Origin of the sequence: Ruminococcus albus 7 = DSM 20455 (genome assembly GCF_000179635.2) — a bacterium.
Taxonomy (GTDB): domain Bacteria; phylum Bacillota; class Clostridia; order Oscillospirales; family Ruminococcaceae; genus Hominimerdicola; species Hominimerdicola alba.
Genome location: NC_014825.1, coordinates 231,574 through 255,410, shown reverse-complemented (window position 1 = coordinate 255,410; position 23,837 = coordinate 231,574). Strand labels below are relative to the sequence as shown.

Sequence of the window (23,837 nt, the reverse complement as noted above, 5' to 3'; positions counted from 1 at the left end):
TAAGTATAGCACGGCTTTGTGACAGCGTTATTATGAGAATATTTTTATGTTTAATGGTTCATCTTTTTTGCCGATTACAGTATAGTGTTGCATCGCGATGATGTGTATAGTTAAAAAAATCCCCCCTCTGCGAGGAGGGGGGACACAAATATCCATGTTTTGTTTAGTGTGGTTGTTACGGATCAGATGGTGCGGCAGGTTCAATCTTTGAGAACTTAAGCGATATATTCCAATCCTGCCCAGCATTCTTGTTCCAACACTCGGGATCTTCGCCTTCAAGCCATACACGAATCCAAAGCTGTGTTGCTGTTCCATACTCTGCACCAGCTGTCGCACCTGCAATTGTTGCAATGCTCGCTGTTCCATTATATACAGTAGCAGCTTCGTAAATTAATGACCAATTATCAGCATTGGTTTCTGAACCACCCTCAACGTGATTCTCTGTACCATTTGCGTCTACTGCAGCTTTAACTGCACCATTAGCTATCCCGTGCATTGCACTGGTGCCATAATAGTCAATTATTGAGGTAACACTACTCCAACCAGGTGTATCAGTAGCAGCACCATCCTTAAGGTCAATTACACCTTTAGTACCTTTTTCGGCATTAGTTGTATCGCCAGCAGCAGGTAAGATGGCTACACGGGTAGCCTTATACAGTTCAGCCGCTGTTGCATCCTTTAAACCTTTATTAGTTGCATCCTTAGGAATTACAAAGCCCTCAACTTTAAGATCAACATTTTCAGTGGTGGAAGTTCTAATCCATACGGGAATATCAACATAATATCCATCATCCTGCGTATCCATGTAGTTTACAGCTTGAGTATAACCCGTTCCAGTTGGAGCCGCCCATGCATCAGCGGCACCCGTTCTAGCATGAAGTGTTGCCATCATACTAGAAGTGCTAGTTGTAGGCGTCAATCCTGTTGCTGCTTGTATATATTTTGCATTTCTTGCAACATTTTTACCTTCTTCTGTTGCATCGGGAGTAAAGAATATATTCGTTCCTTTAGAGGATGAAGCAGGAATTAAGCGACCAAATTCATAATACTGGCTTAAATTTACAGTGTTCGACCACATGATATTTTCCGTTGGAGCAATCGCCTTTCCGCTGCTTAAATCAGCCAAAAAGCTATCTGTGTCATTAAGGTTCTTGGTAGCAGTAATCTTACCAACAGAAATCTGTAAATCTTCAGGGACTGTTGCTACCATTTTGATTCCTTTTACTTCAACCTCGCGGCTCATCGTAAACCAAGCATATGCCACCTCAGAAAAATAGATGAACTTTTCCATGCAAGAAAATTATCATAACGCGACAGAAAATTATCGTTTTTTCTACAGAAAATAGTTGATGTAGCGATGAATGGAATAATCTAATATCTATGATCTATAGCTTGTTTCAGATACTTATGAATCAATCAGCTCGGTGTGAAACTATATTTTTTTCGCTGTATGACAATTGACTAATTGTGCAAATTGTGGTATAATAGAATAGATAATAAGTTCTCATAGTACGGTATTATGGGAAGTTACTTTATGATGGAGGTGATTCGTCATGAAATCTAATTTTGATTTTTTGAGCAAGTATTGGGGAACTCTTGCTAAAATCGGAAAAACTGCTGAAAGCTATCTCTATAACGATCCTAATGCGTGTATTTATAAGCTCGGAATGTTTGCTGAACGTCTTGTACAGGAGATATTTGCGAACGAGGGGCTTGACGAGCCTGATTACGATAATACTCACGCCAATAGAATAAAAATCCTGAAACGTGAGGGGCTTATTGATCGTGGTGGAAGAATCGATGATATACTGTATTCTCTCAGAATGAAGCGTAATGACGCTGTTCATAAGTATGAGGATTCGGTTGATACCGCTAAATCTTTGCTCAGAATGGCATTCAGGCTTGCTGTGTGGTTTATGGAGGTGTATGGTGATTACAGCTTCAAAGCACCTGATTTTGTTATGCCCCAGAATGAGCCTATCCCTGACTATGAAAGCATAATCAAAGGCTTAGAGGAACAGCTTGCGAAAGCTGCTAAGGCTGAACCTGTTGTAACAGCTACCGACGGATCAACTTCAAAAGAAAGAGCCGACAAGTCAGCAGAAGTTACAGAAGCAATGGAACTTTCAGAAGCTGAAACACGCATTATCATTGATGATCAGCTCAGAAAGTACGGCTGGGAGGTTGATACAAACAATCTTCGCTATTCTAAGGGAACCAGACCACAAAAGGGACGTAACCTTGCTATCGCTGAGTTTCCGACTGATTCTACGGTAACTAAGGGTGGTTATGCGGACTATGCTCTCTTTGTGGGGCTTAAACTTGTTGCTATTATTGAAGCAAAGAAAGCAAGTATAGATATTCCGTCTGTAATAGACTATCAGTGCAAAGACTATGCCCGTATGATAAAATCGGAGCATAGCGATTATGTTATCAAAGATTGGAACGGCTATAAAGTTCCGTTTGTGTTTGCTACTAATGGCAGAAAGTATCTGAAACAGATAGAGCTGAAATCCGGAATATGGTTTCTTGATCTGCGTGACGGTGCGAATACTCCAAAGGCTCTGCAAGGTTGGTTTAGCCCTGACGGTCTTATGGAAATGCTCGATAAGGATATTGCTTCTGCTAATCAGACGTTGCAGAATACCCCATACGATTTACTGCGTGATCCAGATGGACTGAATCTGCGTGAATATCAGATAAGAGCTATTGAAGCTGCTGAGAATGCTATCATTGATGGTAAGAAAACAGCGTTGCTGTCTATGGCTACGGGAACCGGTAAGACCAGAACAATCCTCGGAATGATATACCGCTTTATCAAGAGCAACCGTTTCAGACGTATTCTGTTCCTTGTGGACAGAACTGCGCTCGGTGAACAGGCAGCCGATGTATTCAAGGAAGTCAAGATAGAGGATTTAATGACTCTCGACGAGATATATAATATCAAAGGTCTTGACGAAAAAGAGATTGATAAGGAAACAAAGATACATATAGCTACTGTCCAGAGCCTTGTAAAACGCCTGATATACAACGAAGATGGCACAATGCCCTCTGTTTCTGACTATGACCTGATTGTTGTTGATGAAGCGCATAGAGGTTATACGCTCGACAAAGAATTGAGCGATGATGAAATGCTGTATCGTAATCAGGAAGATTATATCAGCAAATATCGTACTGTTATAGAGTATTTCGATGCTGTCAAGGTTGCTCTCACGGCTACTCCTGCTCTGCATACAACAGAGATTTTCGGAAAGCCCGTGTTTACATACTCTTACAGAGAAGCTGTCATTGACGGTTATCTTGTCGATCACGATGCTCCGCATGATATTCACACTAAGCTCCGTGATAACGGCATTGAATACAAAAAGGGTGAAACGCTCGCAATCTACGATCCGAACACGGGCGAAGTCCTCAACAGCGATGAGCTTGAGGACGATATGAAGTTTGAAATAGACAAATTCAATAAGGACGTAATTACTGAGAAGTTCAATTTAGCCGTGTTTAATGAAATCGCTATGGACTTCAATCCTGACGGTGAGGGCAAAACGCTTATCTATGCGGTCGATGACGATCATGCTGACCTTATCGTAAAGATACTGAAAGATATTTACTCGAAATACGGTATTGATAACGATGTAGTCAAGAAAATCACCGGAAGCATAGAGGGTGGCAATAAAAAGAAGATACTTGAAGCGATACGGCAGTTTAAGAATGAAGCCTATCCAAAGGTTGTTGTTACTGTTGACCTGCTGACAACAGGTATTGATGTGCCTGAGATCGTCAATCTTGTATTTATGCGTCGTATCAAGTCCCGTATCCTGTTTGAGCAGATGCTCGGCAGAGCTACGAGATTGTGCAGTAAGATAGACAAAGACCACTTCGAGATCTATGATCCCGTAGGTGTCTATGAAACCTTAGAGCCTGTAAGCAATATGAAGCCTGTTACACCAAATCCCCAGACTACCTTTGAGGACTTACTTAACGGTTTGAGAGTTGTTGAGAAGGACAAACAGGCATATCAGCTCAGTTTGATTATTGCCAAACTGCAAAGGAAAAGCCGTAAGATCAGTGCAAAAGCTCTTGAGCAATTTATATACCTGACAGGCGGTAAAGACCTTAATGCTTTTGCAAAAGAGCTGAATGACGGCAAAGTTGCCGACTCCACAAAGAGAGCTTTGGAATGCTCGGAGGCATTTGCTGTGCTTGATAAAGACAGAACACATAGAAAGCGTCCAGTTGTAATAGACGATCATGATGATGAGGTCGTATCACATGAAAGAGGTTACGGCAAGGCAAGCAAACCCGAAGACTATATTGAAGCATTCAGAAAATTTGTTGTGGAGAACCTTAATGAAATAAATGCACTCAAAATCGTATGCACTCGCCCCTCTGAGTTGACAAGGGCTACTCTCAAAGAGCTGAAAATGGAGCTTGACCGTCATGATTTCACGGAAAAACAGCTTAATACAGCTTGGAATGAAATGACAAACGAAGATATTGTTGCGGATATTATCGCATTTGTTCGGCAGCAGGCTATTGGCTCGGCGCTGATAAGTCATGAAACAAGGGTAAAAAATGCCTTTGCAAAGCTGAGACAGAACCACAAGTTTAACAAGGTTCAGCTTGACTGGCTGAAACGTATAGAGAAGGTCATGCTTGAAGAAGCTGTGCTTGATGAGCAGATGTTTGAACAGGGTGCTTTCAAGAATAATGGCGGATTCAAAGGCATTGACCGCCGATTTGAGGGACAGCTCCATGAGGTTATTATGGAACTGAACCAATACTTATATGACGATGGAGGAATCGTAGCTTGAATAATCAGGAAATTGTCGCAAAGCTCTGGAATCTGTGTAACGTACTGCGTGATGACGGTATCACCTATCAGCAGTATGTTACGGAGCTTACCTATATACTGTTTTTGAAGATGTGCAAGGAAACCGATACCGAAAAGGCTATTCCCGAAGAATATCGTTGGGATAAGCTGCTTTCAAAGCAAGGTATTGAGTTGAAGAAGTTCTATAAAGAGCTTTTGGAACACCTCGGAGAGAACTGTCAAGGTCGTGTGCGTGAGATTTATCAAGGCGCACAGACTAACATTGACGAGCCTAAGAATCTTGAAAAAATCATCACCACTATTGACCAGTTTGACTGGTACAGTGCAAAGGAAGAAGGCTTGGGCAACCTTTATGAAGGACTGTTAGAGAAGAATGCTACCGAAAAGAAGTCCGGTGCAGGACAGTATTTCACGCCCCGTGTTCTTATCAATGTTATGACAAGGCTGATTGCTCCGAAGGCGGGAGAACGCTGTAACGATCCTGCCTGCGGTACTTTCGGATTTATGATTGCTGCCGATCACTACGTTAAGGAACAGACCGACGATCTGTTCGATTTGTCGGTTGATGAGCAGGAATTTCAGCGTACACAAGCATTTTCGGGCTGTGAGCTTGTTCATGATACCCATAGGCTTGCCCTTATGAACGCTATGCTTCACGACATTAGCGGTCCGATCTATCTCGGTGATACGCTTTCCAATTACGGCAAGCAGATGAAAGGTTTTGACGTTGTACTGACGAATCCGCCGTTTGGCACGAAAAAAGGCGGTGAACGTGCTACCCGTGATGACCTTACTTTCCCCACAAGCAATAAACAGCTCAATTTCTTACAGCATATTTACAGAAGCCTGAATCAGTCAGGTCATGCTCGTGCTGCCGTTGTTCTGCCTGATAACGTGCTTTTTGCTGACGGTGACGGTGAAAAGATACGCCGTGACCTTATGAAAAAATGCAATCTGCATACGATCCTGCGTCTGCCTACGGGTATTTTCTATGCCCAGGGTGTAAAGACCAATGTGCTTTTCTTCACAAGGGGTACTGCGGATAAGGGCAACACTAAGGAAGTATGGATATACGATCTCCGTTCCGAAATGCCGTCCTTCGGCAAGACCAATCCACTGAAAGAAAGTCACTTTGATGAATTTGTAGAGTGCTATCATGCTGAGGATATTTCCGCAAGACAGGAAACATGGAGTGAGGAGAATCCGAACGGCAGATGGCGCAGATACTCATATGAGGATATTTTAGAGCGAGATAAGACAAGCCTTGATATAAGCTGGATTAAGTCAGCGAATACAAGCGATGATTATACGCTGACTGAGCTTCTTGAAACGATAAAGACAAAATCGGAGAATATCGCAAGTGCCGTAGCTCAGCTTGAAAGTCTTATCGGCGAGGTAGATGAATAATGGATACAAAAGCATTAAGACAGAAAATCCTTGACCTTGCGATCAGGGGCAAGCTCGTTCCGCAAGATCCGAACGATGAGCCTGCTTCTGTGCTGTTGGAGCGTATCAGAGCCGAAAAACAGCAGATGGTCAAGGACGGCAAGCTGAAAGCTAAGGATATAAAGAACGATACTGTTATATTCCTCGGTGATGATAATTTGCATTATGAGAAGATGCCCGACGGCACGGTAAAGTGCATTGAAGATGAGATACCCTATGATCTGCCGGAGGGGTGGGAATGGGCAAGATTACAGTCTATATGTGAACCAATTACCGACGGCACTCATAAAACTCCAACATACAGCGATGAGGGCTTCATATTCTTATCTTCAAAAAATGTCACATCTGGACATATTGATTGGGACAATATAATGTATATTCCTGAATCCCTCCATAATGAACTGTATGCAAGATTAGCACCACAAAAGAATGACATTCTTCTTGCTAAAAACGGAACAACGGGTGTTGCTGCAATAGTTAATAGGGATTGTGTATTTGACATCTATGTAAGTTTGGCTTTACTTAGAATCATAGGGTATATAATCTCTCCTGAATACTTGCTATCAACAATAGCAAGTTCAACCATACAAAACTATTTCAATTCTTCGCTTAAAGGGATTGGCGTTCCTAATCTTCATTTGGAACACATTCGCACAACCTTGATTCCTGTTGCTCCCATTAACGAGCAAAATCGAATAGCAGCTAAATTAGAGCAACTACTTTCTTTTGCGGATAATATAGAATCCGACAAAACAGACCTACAAACCACCATACAGCTCACCAAATCTAAAATCCTTGACCTCGCTATCAGGGGCAAGCTCGTACCGCAGAATCCTGATGATGAGCCTGCGAGTGTTCTCCTTGACCGTATCAGAGCTGAGAAAGAGGAGCTTATCAAACAGGGCAAAATCAAACGTGATAAGAAGGAATCTGTCATCTTCAAAGGTGATGATAACTCTTATTATGAGAAGATCGGTGATACCGTCACTTGTATTGACGAGGAGTTGCCGTTTGAACTGCCCGACGGGTGGGCGTGGGTACGGCTTCAAACGTGCTGTCAAAAGGAAATAAAGCGTGGAAAATCTCCTAAATACACCGAAAGCAGTGGTACGCTTGTGTTCGCTCAAAAATGTAATACCAAATATGACGGTATCAATATGGACTTAGCTCTGTATCTTGATGAATCCACGCTTGTAAAGTATCCTGATGATGAATATATGCAGGATAAGGATACAGTAATAAACTCAACAGGCACAGGAACTCTCGGTAGAGTCGGCATATATAGAAGAACCGATAATAGACGTGAAATGCCTGTCGTGCCTGATTCTCACGTTACTGTTATAAGAACTAATAATGAAATAAGTGCAGAATATATTTACCATTTTTTGAAAGCACATCAGCATGAACTTGAAAAGCTCGGTGAAGGCTCAACCAATCAAAAGGAGTTAAAGCCATTGACATTGAAGAACCTGATAGTGGCTCTACCGCCTTATGCAGAACAGGAACGTATCATTGAGATTATCACAGCAGCATTTGAAATCATGACCAATATAGAAAAGAGCCTCAGCTGAGGCTCTTTTCTATATTATGAAGCATTGTCATGATCTCGGTGCATTTATTTATTATTCGTACCTGTTCATTCAGCGGAGGTACAGGGACTAAGTAATCGCAAACATAGTCCTTGCTTATTCGTTGTTGACCTACAACGCCTGCACAGGTTTGTTTACCACCTACCAAGAAACTCTCCGTCTTTACGATATATAGTATGTATTCAGGCATAATAGTATCAGGAAATGTTCTCAGAATATATAGTTCCGTTGTTCCTGCACCGTATCCATTGCACAAACCACGGAATACAACAGATTTGCGGTTTTCAAAGCAAGGTGTTATTTTGGCGAAGCCTACGTCATTTTCAGCAAAATGGGTAAAACCTTTTTTAACCTCGCCCCATTTCCTCTGCTCAAACGTAAACTGATTGGCATATCCGTCCTGAATCAGCGTCATAGGCACAAAAGATACAAGAGTATCATCGCTTATATTGTTCTTTGGATTGATAATGCAAGCACTTGAAAGTCGTATCCACGCCCAATTTTCGGGAATATCAAACGGCAGTTCCTCGTCAATACAAGTGACGGTATCACCGATCTTCTCATAATAAGAGACTTCTACTCTTTTGGTATAATGATTATACAAGGAATTTCGCACCAAATTCAGTATAAAAAGGAGTAGAAGTAAATGACAGACAGCACATTTGAAGCGTTCCTGAAAAAGACCAATCTCTCGGCAAACACGATAGAGGTCTATCTCTGGACGGTAAAGTATTTCGAGGAACACTATGATGGTATCACTAAGGAGAACCTGCTTGCCTACAAGGGCTATCTTATGGAGAATTTCAAGCCTAAGACCGTAAATCTCCGTATTCAGGCTATGAACAAGTATCTTGTGTATCTCGGTAAGGAGTCGCTTCGCATCAAGGCAGTCAAGGTGCAGCAGAAGAACTTCCTTGAAAATGTAATCAGCAATGCAGACTACAAATTTTTGAAAAAGTCGCTCAAAAAGGACGGCATTATGGAATGGTACTTCGTTGTATGGTATCTTTGTGCTACGGGTGCGAGAGTGAGTGAGCTGATTCGCATTAAGATTGAACACGTTGAAACGGGCTATTTTGATCTCTATTCTAAGGGTGGTAAGCTCCGCAGGCTGTATATTCCGAAGAAGCTCCGCAATGAAACACTTGAATGGCTCAAAACTCAGGAGCGTACATCTGGCTACCTGTTTCTTAATCGCTTTGGTGAGCGTATTACAGCAAGGGGCATATCTCAACAGCTCAAAAACTACGCCGAAAAGTACGGGCTTGATAAAAAGGTAGTGTATCCGCACTCTTTCCGTCACCGTTATGCAAAGAACTTTTTGGAGAAGTATAATGACATCGCTCTGCTTGCCGATCTTATGGGGCATGAGAGCATTGAAACTACCCGTATCTATCTGCGTAAGACCGCAAGCGAACAGCAGGCTATCGTGGATAAGATCGTTACATGGTGATTAAATAGCCGTCCTCGGCTGAGAACGGCTGATATATCAATTCACATTTTCCGCTATGGAATCAAGCAGGGAGAATAGCTGACTAACTTTGTCGGCTATTCTTTTTTGTTCGTTTAATGGTGGTATAGGAATGACAATACTCTTAAATTCATCAAAATTGATATTCTCAACAGTTGTGCCTGATTTAGTGTATCTCAGCAGTATAGAGTTTTCCATACCCTTTAAGAAGGTGTATATAAACTCAACAAGAGAGGTATTATATATTGAAATTGCTTTAATGTCTTGATTGATAGTAGCCTGTCTTTTTAGAATAGCAACAGGGAGAGTGTGACGTAAGATACCGCTTCTTGCAACTAACAAAAGCGTATCGGGGGCTATTATCTGCATTATTTCTGCGCCTTTTTCACTTAAACTGATTTGAGAAGAATCAATATACTTACTTTTCATATCTTTTGAAGTGATCCAAAAATAATCATTACCCCAGTATTCATCTTTTGAGGTTGATGGAGTTTTACCTCCTGAAAATGATGCTATATTACACAATCTTTCAAATGACCAACCATCAGGCAAATCAAACGGTATCTTATCATCAATATTGGTGGTTTCACTTCCGATAGTTTCATAATAAGAGTTATCATCACCTCGGAAGATAACGGATTCCTTCTTATCACGCTTAATCTTGCCCTGTTTGATAAGCTCCTCTTTCTCAGCTCTGATACGTTCAAGGAGAACGCTTGCAGGCTCATCATCAGGATTCTGCGGAACGAGCTTGCCTCTGATAGCGAGGTCGAGGATTTTTGATTTAGTGAGCTGTATGGTGGTTTGGAGGTCTGTTTTGTCAGATTCTATTTTGATAACGAATGATATTAAAGAATCAAGTTTTTCTGCTATCCGTTTTTGTTCCCGCATAGGTGGTATAGGGAATAGAACCGATTTAACAGTATCAGATTTCAAATTTTTCACGGTAGATCCTGCTGCTAACAACGATAGAGTTTGATACATAAAATCCGAACTAAGTGCATAGTAGAGGAAATCCTGATTAAATACGGTATCTATATTTCCGATTACAAGCCAACCGTCATGAATACAGCCATCAGTTCTCAATATATATGGTCTGCCAAAACTCATGGAGTTAGTAAGAAGAAAATCGCCTGATTCAACATAACGTGATTTGGATAATCCTTCAGGTTTTATTTTTTCTTTCGTCTTAAATATATATTTTCCGTCCTTTTCTGTATCACCGATTTTAATCCAATTTATACCGTTTTCATCGTCTGTTATATACGATTCTATTGGACGTGGTGAACCACCTCTTGCAATGATTGATACATTACCAAGCCTATCCCAACGCCACCCCTCCGGCAGCTCAAACGGTATCTCATCTTCGATGCACTTCACCGAACCATCGGGGAACTTCTCATAATGCAAACTATCATAATATGAATTTGCCATTGGAAGTTCATTGACAAAGGAGCTTGCCAACAAACATAATGCCATGATGTGATTATCATGGCAAAATAATATAAGCCACATTTATCTCCATTATGTTGGTATATATAGTAAACGAAAGGAAAACCTATCCCAACATCATCGCAGATGCTGAGGCAGGTTTTTTAATCAAAAAAATCTGTCCTTGATCTCCTCGTCCCAAACAGTAAGCTTAATGTGTCCGAGAAAGCAGATCAGAAAAGCGCAGGCTCTTAGTACCCATTTCCATACCGTATCTTCCACTTTAGGTGCAATAATGATCCCGTTTGCGACCCATGTGAACAATAAGCTTAGGGCGACAATGGCAATCAAGCCGATGCCGAACTTTTTTATGTTCATTATAAAGAAAGCTGCAAAGAATATGGCGAAAATAATGAGTATTCTCAGCAGGATATGAACGCCGGAGGGTATGCACTTTATTCCGACAAATATTGATACAAGTATATCAAATAGCGTTACGATTCTGATTCCAATATTATTGCTGTCGTCCATTGATGAAGTCTCCTCGTTTTTATAGTAACAACCGTTATATAGATTATACCATAGTTTATCTCATAATGCAAGTCCATTTTAGAAGCAGGCTTTATATCCGCTTTTCAGACCATTTGGAACGTAGTCACCGGCATCCAATATATAATCAAGCCTAATCAGTGAACTCAGATGTCGGTTCTTATTCTTATACGGCTGTTGTCAGTTTAATACCTTTGTTGAGCCTATAAGCCAGCAACTCGGGTATATCATGGTTATAATGCAGCCATTCAAGCGCTATTTTCCGATCATGCTGTAATTTCTTATCATCGGTAAAATCAAGAAGATGATATTGTTCAATCGCACTATTACGGCGTTCATTCCTTTCCGCAACCAGTCTGTCAGCTTCTTCCTCGGTTCGGAAGAGCCGGTGGAAAGGTACAACATAGTCTTCTCCCTCACTATCTTCGCAGAAGAATAGAAATCCTTTGCGGTCGGTTACTTTGACAGGGAGGACGCTTTCGTAGTCAATGACATGAAATGCGTCGGAGCCGATGGCTATCAGATCATCTTCATTGATCGTAGCTTCTTTCCCTGTAAACTCTTCACGAATGCTTAAAACATCTTCGTCGGACATCTGATATATAGTGTAGCCCTGTGAGGAACTTTTTCCCTCTAAATAATCCGATACCATTTCCGGTAAAATAGACCTTGTAACTATAACCATTACGGCTTCCTCCCCGGCAGAGGGTCTGTGCTCCTGCCCCATTAAGCCGGGATACACGGCTATGTTCATCCACTCCTGAACATATCTTAGAAATGTTACAAGCGTTCTCCTATATACATAGGACGCCGCTTCTTCGGAATAATTCTTCTCCATTCTGACAAAGTCATCATCAAATTCGGAGAGAAGAAACAGTCTTGCTATTTCGACCTCCTCGTCTGTTGCCATAATGGTATCGAACTTGTATATATCCAGATCATTAATATCCTTGCTTGTTGTAAATAAATAACCCATGTTGTATTCCTTCCTTTCTACAGCCACGTTTCCCGTCCATAGGGAACATAGTCATCAATATCCATAATATCATCAAACCATATCTTCTGTTCGTTCACCACAAGGAACTTGTACGAGTAATCAATACGGCTGACCTTGCCTTTTTCTGTGATGTAGTTGCCGCACTCAAAATACTCGACCTTGATGCTGCTGCCTTTATTGATACGGTTCAGCTTGTCGGAGATCTTTGCGGCGGTTTCATCGTCCACCTGCCGTTTGACCTCTTGTCCGTCCTCTTGTGCGAGGATAAGGTCATAGTAGCCTTTCAGACTGGCGAAAGGCATAAAAATCTTCGCTCGTTCTGCTCTATCCACCGCTGTGACCTCCTACAAGTGTATTTCGTATCATTGCCGTAGCGTCCTCCTGCAAGCTCATTCCTCGCAGAACGGAGTTTTTGCCGAACCTGTCCTTTAAGACCGAAACCGCATGAAGAAGCTGTTGCTCCTTTTGTGCCTTAACGTCGTCCTTGAAAAACGACAGCTGCTCACAGTGCTCGTAAACGAGATCACCATAGCTGATACCGATCTGACGGATACTGTATCCTTTGTTTGTGGTGCTGTCGTATATTTTCAGCATCATCTCTGAAATATCCTTGTAGGAATTGGTGTGCTGTTCCAGTTTCTTTGAGCCACCCGTAGGGGCTATAACGTCATTACTGTAACGAATATACAGTGAAACGTGATTAGTGTACATAGCCTGTCCCACAAGCTCGTTCGTAAGGCTGTCCACCATTTCTTTCAGTATGAGCCGAGCACCTGAATGTGAATAATCTTTGAAAAGTACCTGACTGTTTGACAAAGAACGTGTTTTTGACTGATAATTCTGAACGTCGGCAAGTGTACATGGCTCCCGACCGTATGCGTGGTCTATCAATATTTCGGCGTTCTTACCGAAGGTTCGGTACATGGTTGCTTCGGGAATATGGGTTATCCCTTCAAGGTCAAATACTCCGAAACGCTCCAGCCGCTGCGCTGTTCCTCTGCCTATACCCCAGATGTCGGTTATGGGGCGGTGCTTCTGAACAGTCGCAATAAAGGTGTCCTCGTCAAGAACGCCTATGTGATTGGGAACGTGCTTCGCCGTTATGTCAAGCGCAACTTTCGCAAGAAACATATTCGTGCCGATACCTGCGGTCGCGGTGATGCCCGTTTCTTCCATTATCTTGTCCATTATCGCATTAGCAAACTCTTTCGGGGTCATCTTGTATAACGAAAGATATGGACCGGCATTCAGAAAAACCTCGTCGATGGAATAAGGATAAACGTCCTCGGGGGCTACGAACTTCTTGTAAATGCCGTAGATATGAGCCGAGATGTTCATGTACATTCTCATTCGTGGCTTTGCAATGATGTAGTCGAGGTTGTCGGGTATCTCATAAAGGCGGCAGCGGTTCTTAACACCCTTTTTATGAATAGCGGGAGATACAGCAAGGCAGATAGCGCCCTTGCCTCTCGATTCGTCGGCAACTACAAGGTCGGTCGTATTCGGGTCAAGATTCCTGGCTACACATTCTGCACTTGCGAAAAAACTTCGACAGATCCACGCACATATAGCATTGTTCTGCCATTGCACTCCCTCCCTTCATAGATCAAACTATCATCAATTGAACAGTTCACGATTTCCCCATGATAAATCGAAATTATAGCCTCGTCTGTTCATTTCTCTTAGCTTTATATATATGAGATTGCTGCTGTAGCCCAAAGCACTTGCAGCTTGAAATATGGTATAGCCTTCTTCAAACTTTTCCAGTAACTCATCTTCGTCAATGAGCAGCTCCGCGGCGAAAACGTTAGCTTCATTTTCAACTATGTTTTTCATGTTGAACAATCCAAACTCCCGGAGCACTTTTTCCTTTGCTATTTCCGAATGAAGATAATAGTGTCCAAGCTCATGAGCACACACTATCAGCCGCTGAAAAACATTTAATCGTGATGAAATGAAAATGCAGGGAACACCATCAATATATCTGAAAAAGCCCTGCTGATTACCCATGTCTGCTTCTTTTACGAGTATCCCCAGACTTTCTGCTATCTCAAAGGGGTCTCTCGTCATATATGTCAAAATAATTTGCATAACAAGAGCATAGATACTTTCCAATGTTTGAATACCTCCGGAACATCATGTATTGTTGTCTTTATTCTTTTTTCTTATCTTTATTTCCCAGTATGCTTCTTCCATGACCTTCATGATCTTGTCGGCATCTTCCTCGGAAAGCTCGCCGCCCGCAAAAAGTCCGGCAATCTCGTTTGCAAGCTCCTCAGCCTGCTTTTTTCCTTTGGCACCGTAACCGTATTCTGCGCACTTCTTAAAATCATCTTCGGATTCGTTCTTTAAAAACTCTACGGGGACATTATAGTATTTTGCTGCCTGTTCATAGATCCTGTCAAATCTCGGGATAGTTTCGCCCATTTCATACTGCTGCAAAGCTCTCCTTGAAATGCCTATTCCGTCTGCTGCTTCTCCCTGCGTCTTATCTATTGAAATGCGCAGATTTTTTAATTTTTCACCAAAAGTCATAATATTACCTCCGTTTATTTGCGCTCAACCAAAATGTTATAAAGCGCACTTTGGTATATTTAAGATAACACAAAAAAGTGCATTTGTCAATAGCAAATCCGAGTAAATGCGACGATTTATCTATTTTTGTGACTTTTACGCATTTGAAATGCGCTTTTCGGTGCAAACTTACAAAATTTCAAAATTTGTTGAAATGCGCTTGACATTGTGCTTTTGAAGTGATATAATTCATATCACAGCAAACGTGCAAGCCCCGGTCGCGGGAGCTGATGAAAATATATCAACGTATCAGGTAAAGTGAAAGGAGTAAAGAAACATGAACTACTATTTATCACCGAGAGCGCAGGACGAGATCTGCGAACAGCTTATCAAGGATTTTGCGGGACTTTACTATTCGTACCAGCCCGTTGACATTGCAGGCTTTGCAAGGTCTATCGGACTGACGCTCAGATATGTTTCCTTCTGTAATGAGGAAGATGAAAAAAGGCTCGGTTTCTATTCCGACGGAGAAACTCCGGTAAACGTTATGACTAAAGAAGGACCGAGGAGCGTGACCTTCCCTGCATTTAACATTCTTATCGCTGATGAACTTAAGGTAGACGAAAAGAAACATAAACGTCGCTTTACGCTGGCTCATGAGGTGTATCATCATCTTGAAACCGTTTTTAATAACGGAACCCCTATTGCGGCATACCGTACCGAGTTCAGCATGGAAAAGAAGTGTTCTGTCGCAGAACTCAAAACTCTCATGGATAAAAGGGAGCTTCAGGCAGACAGAGGTGCTGCCGCGCTCCTCATGCCGAGAAGACTTGTGAGAAACACCTGCCGCTCGGTAATGGAGGATCAGCCTATATGTGTTTACGGTAATGATACCTTTGACAGAGAAACGCAGAACAAGCTCCGTGAGATCGCCGATTTCATGCAGGTATCCATGAGCGCACTTATTATCCGTCTGAAGCATCTGAATATGCTCGAAAAGCATAACATAAAAGAGCTTACGGGAGGCTTTTTCCTCGGAGGTGCTGCGAGTGACCACTGAGGCTATGTATAAATATCTTTCTATTTCCTCTATGGAAATAGACGCGGCAGGGCTGAACGAGAGGTTCATCAAATGCCCAAAGTGCAATTACAAGGTGCAGAGCGTTTATTCCGACTGCACCGGACATATGAATATAAAGTGTCCCAAGTGCAAGCGCATTTTTGCGATAAATCTTGCGTATTTCAGGACAGCAAAGAGGTATTTCTGAGAATACCACATAATCAATAATTACAATTGGATATAGACTAAGATTTCTAATCGTGCATAATTGGGGCGGGAGAGAAACCCGTCTTAGCGGAGGCGCAGCTTAAAAACTGCGGACTACCAAGCGCCGTACAAAATCTGACCGAAAAACCGGTATATGAGTATATCTGTACTCATGTACGCAGGCTTATTCGGTCGTTTTGTGCAGCGCTTTTTTTGTGCTCGATTTTGTACTGTGTTAGATAGCCCCTTTCCGGCATTTGTGTGCGGGAAAGGGGCTTTTCGTGTTTTTATCGGCAAAATGGCTGTGCCTTACAGCTAAATATCCATGATCTCCGTTTTGAATTTGAATTTAACAAAAATCAATCAAAACAATTATCAAAACGGAGGAATTTTATCATGAATAAGAATGTAAAGGTTATCGGCAATAAGGAAAACGGCAGCAAGAGCAGCGTGACCATGAGGATCGCTGTTAAGGAATACTTCCCCGAGGACATTTCGGGCGTGGAGTATTTTGACGTGGGTCTGGAGGCGTATAATGACCTCTGCCGCTACAAGGAGCTTATGTCTTCGCTTGTGAGCGAGAGTGATGATGCGGTAAAGATGGACATCAGGAGATTTTATCCGCACCTGTGCAAGAAAGAAACATGGGTGTATGTTACTCCCGAAACGTATGTAAGCCAGCTCAACCATGTAAACAGCCGCAAGACGGTGCTTGTAAAGCTCTGTGATCTTATGGAGGATTACAGAGACTGTCCCGATTTTATTGAGGTATCCAACAAGATCTGTATGCAGCTTGCAAAATACAGAAGCGAGGATAATTACGAAAAGGAAAAGCTGAGAAAAAAGCGTGACGGAAAGGGCTTCGAGGAAGTGGCGAGAGGTGAGATGAACGGTATGTATCAGGAGGATAATACCAGAAAGATCGAACTGCTCATCACCGTCAGAGAACTGTTCAAGCCCTACGGCGAGATACTGACCAACAGAGCCGTGATGTATCTCTGCTATGCACAGACCCCGACCATGATTGCAAAGCACGAGGGCATAAGCACTCACTCCGCATGGGAGTCGGTCGAAAAGATCAAGTCTATTGTCAAAAATGCCGGCAGAGAATACTTCGGACTGTAATTCGTTTGTGCAAAAAAGAGAACTTGCTCTGTCCGACCTCAAAAAAACGGCTTCCCGACCCCTAACTTATGAGAGGGCAAGACAGGCAAGTCACTCTTAACAGCGATCATCCTATCATGAAAGGAGTGGTGAAAATATGCACGGAGATGACGTCGCAAGTGCCGGTGTTACTGTTACAACGGATCTTATCTCGAAGGCTAACGAGATAATTCTGGAAATAATCAAGATAAACATCGACAAAGAACGGCAGAAGGGACCGAAGGTCAAGAAAGCCAAGGAGTATCGCGGCGATGTCAGTTTGAAGAAGCTGAAATCGGGCGGCGAGATAGGTATGCTGCCGTCGTACAGCAAGGAGGACTTCAAGGAACTTGCAAAAAGAGCCAAGAAGCTTGGGATACCTGTTGCCGGTATTCAAGAAAAGGGCAAGGAAAACACCTTGTCCGTGTTCTTCAACCTAAAGGACAAGCCTACGCTTGATAATATCGTAAAGGATATCCATGCTATGAAGGCGCAGGGACCGCCGGAGCAAGCCGAAAAGATGATAACCTTTGATAAGGCTAATGTCGAGGGCTTTCAGATGTACTGCGCCGACCACGATATTCCCGTGAATTTCATGGAATCGCAGGACGGTGTTAAGTGTATCTTCAATGCGGCTTACGAAAAGCAGATAGACCGGGCGCTTGTGAATTACAGAAAAATGCAGGCGGAACTATCGAAAATATCGGTGGAGGTCGTAAAGGAAAAGGGCAAGCCTAAGATCGTCATTACCGATATGAACGACGGTAAAAAGCTGACCATGAACTTCTGTACGAAAGCAAGGCTGGAACGAATGCTGAATGAGCGTATGGGCTTCGAGCCGTTCAAGGCAGCGGAGGTCGCAAATGTCCTTGCGGGCAGGCTGACCGATGAACAGAAGAAGTTCTATTACAGCAGCTCCCGAACGGTCGAGCAAATGGATTACTTTGAAAAGGATATAAAGCTTGATGATGACAATATCCTCACTGAGAAGTTTTCCTTTGCGAGAATGAAGTTCAAAAACGAGAAAGCGCCGCATCTTACTATTACCGACAGCGAGGGCAATTTTGTCGTGCTGTCAGCGGCAAGTATCAGGCGCGAGGACGTGGAACGGAATATCCGCGATTACTTGAAGGTCAATGATAACGAGACCATTGCCGCTATTTTGGCAAAGGCTGAAAAGCTCGGATTTGCAGAAAAGGCTGTAATGCTGAATTTCAAGAATTTCGTCATAGAGCGTGAATCTCAGAACAGCTTTACGGTCACGGGCGGAAATACTGTGCTGCGGCTTGATCTGACGGATAAGGATTCGGCAATAAAACAGCTGACGGACAAGTTCGGAATAAGCAGGAGCAAGGCTGAAAAGATCTTCAACAAAGCAAAGAAACAGAGCGTTTCGATGAACACGCTCCAGAGGGTCAAGGCAAAATTGCCAAAGCCTACCAACCCGCTTACAAACAAGACAAAGAACAGGGGGTCGAGAAAATAAGCCGCGAGCCTAAGAAACTTGATTTTTTAACGGTCAGTATCTATTCGGCTCTTGCGGGATTTACGGTGTATATGTTGGCAGCGGTAGGTGCCTGTATGGATATAGCTGCTGATGATAGGGAAAAGGTAGATTTAGATATGCTGTCCAAATCTTTGGATAGTACATTGAAGGATACTCACCTTGTTTTCGAGCTTGTGAAGGCTGGCGGTTATGCTGCAAAGATACCTATGTTTGCAGCTTTTGGGATAGGTCTGTATGCGCTGAATAAGTACACAAGCAAAAAGAAGTTTCACCGCAAAGGTGAGGAACACGGCTCGGCAAGGTGGGCAAACTCGAAAGAGGTCAAGAGCCTGCTGGACAAGCCCAAGAAACAAAAGCTGCCGTTCAAGGTCAAGGTGCATAATTTCTTCGAGCGTTTGAAATTCTGGAAAAAGAAAGATAAGACCTACACCATTGATAATAACGTGGTTCTGACAAACGAAGTAAAAATGTCGCTGAACACAAGGCAGACGAGGAAAAACCTGAATGTGATGGTCATAGGCGGTTCGGGCAGCGGTAAGTCCCGATTCTACGTCAAGCCAAATCTCATGCAGGCAAACACCTCTTATGTCTGTACCGACCCGAAGGGTGAGCTGCTGCGGTCAACCGGAAAGATGTTGGAGCATTACGGATATGACATCAGAGTTTTTAATCTGATAGATATGGCGCACTCCAATAACTACAATCCCTTTGAGTACATCTATGATGTGGACGGGCATTACAGCGCTACCGCCGTTATTAAAATGGTAAACGTGCTGATGAAGAACACATCTAAGGAAAATAGCGGGGGCGACCAGTTCTGGGATGACAGCACAAAAGCCCTGCTGGCTGCACTTTGCTTCTACCTTGTAGAATGCGAGGACAAAAGCCGCCAAAACTTTTCCGAAGTCATGAAGCTGCTGAAAAAGGCTGAAGTCAAAGAGGGCGATGATGCATATATGTCCGATCTCGATCTGATCTTCGACGCGCTTGAAAATCCCGATAAATATACCGAGGAGGCAGGAAAAATTGATAAGAGGGTCAAGGATTTAAACCTTATTGATCTTGCCAAAAAAGACAAGCAGCCCCATGAGTATATGTGTATCAAATACTACAAGGATTTCAAAAAGGCGGCGGGAGATACGGCAAAGTCGATTCTAATATCGACGGCGGTGCGCTTGCAGGCATTCAATATCCCCGAAGTAATGGACTTAACGAGCTGCGATAATATCCACCTTGAAACGATAGGCGATAAGCCCGTGGCGATGTTTATCATTATACCAAGCTCGGACGATACGTTCAATTTTCTGGCGGCTATGATGTACACTCAGCTTTTTGATGTGCTGTACGACAGAGCGAATTTCAAGTACGGCGGGCGGCTGCCCGTTCATGTGCGCTGTCTGCTCGATGAGTTCGCAAATCTTGGTCAAATTCCGCGCTTTGAGGAGCTTTTGGCAACTATGCGTTCTATGGAAATATCCGCTAACGTCATAATCCAGAACCTTTCTCAGCTCAAAAAGATGTACAAGGACAGCTGGGAGAATGTACTTGGTAACTGCGACAGCCTGCTGTTTTTGGGCGGTCAGGAGCCGACTACATTAGAGCATATTTCAAAGACACTCGGAAAAGAAACAATAGATACAAGGTCGCATAACCGCACACGCGGACGGCAGGGTTCGACATCGGAAAATGACGGTATTCTCGGACGCGAGCTTATGACAGTTGATGAGCTGAAAACGATGAAGGATAACGAATGTATCCTGTTCGTCAGAGGTATTTTCCCGTTTTTCTGCAATAAGTTCAAGATCGAAAAGCACCCGAATTACAAGCTGCTGGAGGATTTCAACGGCGATAACGCTTATCTTGTAAAAGATGTCATGACCGTGAAATTCGGTCAGGCGGCGGAAACCGATGATGAGGACTTGCACAGTGAGCCTGCGGAAGATAATGAAGCCGATGATAATACCGAACATGAATCAGCCCCCGAAAATAATAATGAAGAAAAAGAGCTTGATTGTCATGTCGAGGATATATCGGTCGATTCGGAGCAGCCTCACAGCAGGATAGCCGAAATGGAAGCAGCCAAAAGGCTTGCAAATATCCCGAAAAAGCCGAAGAACGGAAAACCGGAGCCGGCAAGCCTTGATGACGAGGATACTGTTGTGACAACAGAGCCGGAAATGGAAAATGATAAGGACTACATTTGTGTGAATGCAAATGATTACCTTGATAATTATGATGAATTTTAAGGAGATGGTTACTACGAAGTGGATTCGTAACAAGGCGGCTGAGATAAAGACCGCCTTCAAAGAGGATTTTACAAGAAACAGTGAACTGACAGTCGAGCAGCGTGACAGAAAGCGTGAGCGAGCTGTGCGCAGGATCTCTATGGGCTTTATGGCGGTCATGATGATGACTTCGCTTTTCGGTATCACAGCATTTGCTGAGGGCGAAGGAGGCGGCGGTGACGGTGTTGAGACTTTTAACACGGTCGTTCAGTTCATCGTTGACTGGGTAGCCCGTATCGGTCTTGTTATCGGCTTTATCGGTGCTATCCAGTTTGCACTCGGCTTCAAGGACGATTCGGCAGACGGCAAGACAAGAGGTCTTATGTGTCTGGCATCAGGCTTCATCGTGTTCGCGGTCGCTAAGGCTTACGATATGTTCACCATGTAAGCTCCCTTTCTCTTGTCGAAATGGGGTGGTGACACATGAGTTTTATTGAATGGGAAACCGTCGAGGATTGGGTGTACGACTGGCTTTGCATGATAAACAACGCCTTCGACACCGCAATGGAGACCCTCACGATATCTCCTTTTAACAGCTCGATAACCGCCGTAAGCACGGCGATGTCGGCTGTTGAGGGCGTGGCTCTTGTGCTTGTATCGCTGTTTTTCGCAATGCAGCTTTGCAACGAGGCTATGCTTTTGAAGTTACAATCATACGAACAGGTCTTCAAGGTATTTTTCAGATTTATTCTCGCTAAGGTCATCGTACAGAATGCGAGCGCTTTGATGGGGATAATCTACAACAGTTTCAATGGACTTGCGGCAGGGCTCGTTGAAGAAAGCTATGGTTTCTTATCAAGCTTTGAAACGGATGCTATCCTCAGCGAGCCCGCCGAGGAGGGGTTCATGAATCTGAACTACCTTGTAAAATACTTAGAGGTCATGCCTACCTTTCTCATTCTCATGGGTGCCTGCTGGGTGATAAACCTTATACTTATCGGGCGTATTTTCGAGATAGTTGTCTACACCGCCGTTTCCCCTATACCGCTTGCTACATTCGCGGCAGAGGGCTGGCACGACAGCGCAAAGGCTTTCCTGAAGTACTATGCCGCTGTCTGCCTGCAAGGGTTAGTAGTGGTGCTGATGTTCTATTCCTTCTCGCAGGTCATTGACCTGATGGGAGGCTCGGACAAGGTAGGAATAACAATAGTAGCGCTGTCATTGGCTCTGGGTGTTGCGAAATCGGGGCAATGGGCGCGTCAAGCTATCGGATGTGGTTAGTACAGAGGGTAGGTGATGTGAATGGTCAAGAAGATAATTGTTTCCGCAGCGGTCATCGCTGTCGGGACAGTAGGCGCATTTATCGTGCGCAGGGTAAGGGGGAGATAAGAGATGCAGTTCATGAGTTGGGCTGCCGTGTTCGCGGGTGCTGCGGGGATAATATACACCATCTGCGTACTTGTGCGGCTGAATGACTATTTCTACGAGGTGTATGCCTATGATAGAGATCCGTATTCCTAAAGAAATAAAGAACTATCGTGAAAAGCTGTTTTTCGGACTGACGCTGCGGCAGTGTATTTGTACGGCAATAGCGCTGCTCATCTGTGTGCCGATATACATTTTCGGCAACAGATTTCTGCCGCAGGAGGCTGTTTCGTGGGTCGTTATCCTCATAGCTGTTCCGCTAATGTTTACGGGATTTTTCCGGTATAACGATATGGCGTTTGAGCAGTTCGCACTGGAGATCATAAGATTCTATACCTCTCCGCAGCAAAGGATATATTCGTATGAACCGCCCTTTATGGAGCTGAGAAACGGATACATGACCGAGGAGCTTATCACTGAAACAGAGGAAAAGAAGTCCCGGAAGAAGCGGCTTTTCAGGAAAAAGTAAGGAGGCAAAATGTTAAGTATTGAACCGCTCGTAAATCACATTATACGAATGATAATGGCAGGAGCAGTGGCGGTGTCCTCACAGGCGGCAGATGTGCCGAAGGCAGAACCCAAGCCCATAAAGGAGCCTACGCCAATAGTTGCTGTTACCGATCTGAAAGCAAGCAACATTTCCGTGTCCACCATCAAGGTGACATGGAACGCCGAGAAAGACCGCGACTATTATGTTGAGTGCAGCACCGAGACCGCCGGCGAGTACGCCGATAATATGTACTTCGAGTTCCGGGGCAACGATATGTGCTACATAAACGGGCTCCGAGAAGGCACTGAGTATGAGATAACTGTGACCCCCGAACTGAAAGAAAACGAAGATAAGTCAACCAAGCTGAAGGGTCAGACCGTAAAGGCTGAAACTGAAACCGTTGAGGTTATATGGGAATTTGAGCATATAGACGGCTGGACCTCGGCAATGGCGGGCGAGAGAGCCAGCGGCTTGACGGCACAACCTGCGTCGGGAGCTATTTACGGCTCTATCCCCGACCCCGTGACGCATACCGGTATCCGCCGTGATGAATACGGAGATTACTGTGTTGCTATGGGTCTGCACTTCGGGCTTGACGGGGATCGTTATCTCGTTTGTATGGAGGACGGGACACAGTTCACCGTCAAACAGTGCGACAGCAAGGGCTGGGCAGATGACGGCGAAGGCAAGTGGCACTGGTTCGGCGGCGAGGGCAACGGAAAATGTATCATAGAATTTATCTATGACGACGCAAGCCTGCCGGGGTGTGTGGCTTACAGCGGTTCATGGGGCTACTATAATTGGTACGGTCTTGATCTGAGCAGCAACATACAGAGTATCAAGAAGATCAATTATGGTGAGCCTGTCGAATACTAATAGGGGGCGATAGAGATTCCTACTAACAATGACAGTTCGAGGGCGGAAACGACGCGAAAGACGGCGACAACTA

General features: G+C 43.7%; 23 protein-coding genes. 14 read left to right on the top strand and 9 right to left on the bottom strand.

From position 1 onward, the window contains the following. Positions 1–175: 175 nt before the first annotated feature. Positions 176–1,291, bottom strand: a complete 1,116-nt coding sequence (locus RUMAL_RS19865; protein WP_028504496.1) for a hypothetical protein — start codon at positions 1,289–1,291, stop codon at positions 176–178. A gap of 262 nt (positions 1,292–1,553) precedes the next feature. Here RUMAL_RS19865 and hsdR point away from each other — a divergent pair, with 262 nt between their 5' ends. The 3 genes from hsdR to RUMAL_RS19850 are packed head-to-tail and all read left to right on the top strand — an operon-like array spanning position 1,554 to position 7,851. Beyond that, on the top strand, positions 1,554–4,814 hold the full coding sequence (gene hsdR, locus RUMAL_RS19860) for a type I restriction-modification system endonuclease (RefSeq protein ID WP_013483871.1): 3,261 nt from the start codon (positions 1,554–1,556) through the stop codon (positions 4,812–4,814). After that, positions 4,811–6,241: a type I restriction-modification system subunit M gene (locus tag RUMAL_RS19855; RefSeq protein ID WP_013483870.1), complete on the top strand. Its 1,431-nt coding sequence runs from the start codon at positions 4,811–4,813 to the stop codon at positions 6,239–6,241. The genes hsdR and RUMAL_RS19855 overlap by 4 nt, the downstream gene beginning before the upstream one ends. Beyond that, positions 6,241–7,851: a restriction endonuclease subunit S gene (locus RUMAL_RS19850; protein WP_013483869.1), complete on the top strand. Its 1,611-nt coding sequence runs from the start codon at positions 6,241–6,243 to the stop codon at positions 7,849–7,851. Before RUMAL_RS19855 ends, RUMAL_RS19850 begins: the two co-directional genes overlap by 1 nt. Here the strand turns inward: RUMAL_RS19850 and RUMAL_RS19845 are convergent. Continuing rightward, the gene (locus tag RUMAL_RS19845; RefSeq protein WP_242843421.1) at positions 7,844–8,473 is read right to left on the bottom strand and encodes a restriction endonuclease subunit S; all 630 of its coding nucleotides are present in this window, start codon (positions 8,471–8,473) and stop codon (positions 7,844–7,846) included. The two genes, RUMAL_RS19850 and RUMAL_RS19845, sit on opposite strands and share 8 nt — an antisense overlap. 42 nt (positions 8,474–8,515) lie before the next feature. Between RUMAL_RS19845 and RUMAL_RS19840 the strand changes: the two genes are divergently transcribed. Next, positions 8,516–9,322 (top strand): tyrosine-type recombinase/integrase, encoded by an 807-nt coding sequence (locus tag RUMAL_RS19840; protein WP_013483868.1) that lies wholly within the window; start codon positions 8,516–8,518, stop codon positions 9,320–9,322. A 36-nt stretch (positions 9,323–9,358) separates the two neighbouring features. On the opposite strand, the gene RUMAL_RS19835 is transcribed toward RUMAL_RS19840, so the two are convergent. The 7 genes from RUMAL_RS19835 to RUMAL_RS19805 form a co-directional block, all read right to left on the bottom strand. Continuing rightward, the gene (locus tag RUMAL_RS19835) at positions 9,359–10,855 is read right to left on the bottom strand and encodes a restriction endonuclease subunit S (protein ID WP_013483867.1); all 1,497 of its coding nucleotides are present in this window, start codon (positions 10,853–10,855) and stop codon (positions 9,359–9,361) included. Positions 10,856–10,939: 84 nt separating this feature from the next. After that, complete coding sequence (locus RUMAL_RS19830) at positions 10,940–11,302, bottom strand: hypothetical protein (protein ID WP_013483866.1); 363 nt, start codon at positions 11,300–11,302, stop codon at positions 10,940–10,942. Positions 11,303–11,486: 184 nt separating this feature from the next. Beyond that, positions 11,487–12,296, bottom strand: a complete 810-nt coding sequence (locus RUMAL_RS19825) for a hypothetical protein (RefSeq protein ID WP_013483865.1) — start codon at positions 12,294–12,296, stop codon at positions 11,487–11,489. 17 nt (positions 12,297–12,313) lie between these two features. After that, a complete protein-coding gene (locus RUMAL_RS19820; protein ID WP_013483864.1) occupies positions 12,314–12,649 on the bottom strand; it encodes a YolD-like family protein in 336 nt (111 codons plus the stop codon). Beyond that, positions 12,642–13,907: a Y-family DNA polymerase gene (locus tag RUMAL_RS19815; RefSeq protein ID WP_013483863.1), complete on the bottom strand. Its 1,266-nt coding sequence runs from the start codon at positions 13,905–13,907 to the stop codon at positions 12,642–12,644. The genes RUMAL_RS19820 and RUMAL_RS19815 overlap by 8 nt, the downstream gene beginning before the upstream one ends. 27 nt (positions 13,908–13,934) lie before the next feature. After that, positions 13,935–14,432 (bottom strand): ImmA/IrrE family metallo-endopeptidase, encoded by a 498-nt coding sequence (locus tag RUMAL_RS19810; RefSeq protein ID WP_013483862.1) that lies wholly within the window; start codon positions 14,430–14,432, stop codon positions 13,935–13,937. Positions 14,433–14,453: 21 nt separating this feature from the next. Further along, positions 14,454–14,852 carry a helix-turn-helix domain-containing protein gene (locus RUMAL_RS19805; RefSeq protein ID WP_013483861.1) on the bottom strand — a complete coding sequence of 133 codons (399 nt, stop codon included), beginning with the start codon at positions 14,850–14,852 and terminating at the stop codon, positions 14,454–14,456. Positions 14,853–15,168: 316 nt separating this feature from the next. Here RUMAL_RS19805 and RUMAL_RS19800 point away from each other — a divergent pair, with 316 nt between their 5' ends. The 10 genes from RUMAL_RS19800 (at position 15,169) to RUMAL_RS21515 (ending at position 23,764) form a co-directional block, all read left to right on the top strand. After that, entirely contained in the window at positions 15,169–15,891 is a 723-nt protein-coding gene (locus tag RUMAL_RS19800) for an ImmA/IrrE family metallo-endopeptidase (RefSeq protein ID WP_013483860.1), read from the top strand. Further along, a complete protein-coding gene (locus tag RUMAL_RS19795) occupies positions 15,881–16,099 on the top strand; it encodes a hypothetical protein (protein ID WP_013483859.1) in 219 nt (72 codons plus the stop codon). The genes RUMAL_RS19800 and RUMAL_RS19795 overlap by 11 nt, the downstream gene beginning before the upstream one ends. 395 nt (positions 16,100–16,494) lie before the next feature. Further along, positions 16,495–17,223: a hypothetical protein gene (locus RUMAL_RS19790; RefSeq protein ID WP_013483858.1), complete on the top strand. Its 729-nt coding sequence runs from the start codon at positions 16,495–16,497 to the stop codon at positions 17,221–17,223. Between the two features lie 136 nt (positions 17,224–17,359). Then, the gene (locus RUMAL_RS19785; protein ID WP_013483857.1) at positions 17,360–18,727 is read left to right on the top strand and encodes a DUF3801 domain-containing protein; all 1,368 of its coding nucleotides are present in this window, start codon (positions 17,360–17,362) and stop codon (positions 18,725–18,727) included. Positions 18,728–18,798: 71 nt separating this feature from the next. After that, positions 18,799–20,994 carry a VirD4-like conjugal transfer protein, CD1115 family gene (locus tag RUMAL_RS19780; RefSeq protein ID WP_154662918.1) on the top strand — a complete coding sequence of 732 codons (2,196 nt, stop codon included), beginning with the start codon at positions 18,799–18,801 and terminating at the stop codon, positions 20,992–20,994. Continuing rightward, a complete protein-coding gene (locus tag RUMAL_RS21100; protein WP_154662917.1) occupies positions 20,981–21,421 on the top strand; it encodes a hypothetical protein in 441 nt (146 codons plus the stop codon). Before RUMAL_RS19780 ends, RUMAL_RS21100 begins: the two co-directional genes overlap by 14 nt. Before the next feature lie 35 nt (positions 21,422–21,456). Further along, positions 21,457–22,254 (top strand): hypothetical protein, encoded by a 798-nt coding sequence (locus RUMAL_RS19770; RefSeq protein WP_013483854.1) that lies wholly within the window; start codon positions 21,457–21,459, stop codon positions 22,252–22,254. Between the two features lie 111 nt (positions 22,255–22,365). Further along, positions 22,366–22,494, top strand: a complete 129-nt coding sequence (locus tag RUMAL_RS22780) for a hypothetical protein (protein ID WP_013483853.1) — start codon at positions 22,366–22,368, stop codon at positions 22,492–22,494. After that, the gene (locus RUMAL_RS19765) at positions 22,472–22,867 is read left to right on the top strand and encodes a PrgI family protein (RefSeq protein ID WP_013483852.1); all 396 of its coding nucleotides are present in this window, start codon (positions 22,472–22,474) and stop codon (positions 22,865–22,867) included. Before RUMAL_RS22780 ends, RUMAL_RS19765 begins: the two co-directional genes overlap by 23 nt. 9 nt (positions 22,868–22,876) lie before the next feature. Next, positions 22,877–23,764, top strand: coding sequence for a fibronectin type III domain-containing protein (locus tag RUMAL_RS21515; RefSeq protein WP_013483851.1), 888 nt, complete (start codon positions 22,877–22,879; stop codon positions 23,762–23,764). Positions 23,765–23,837 lie beyond the last annotated feature (73 nt).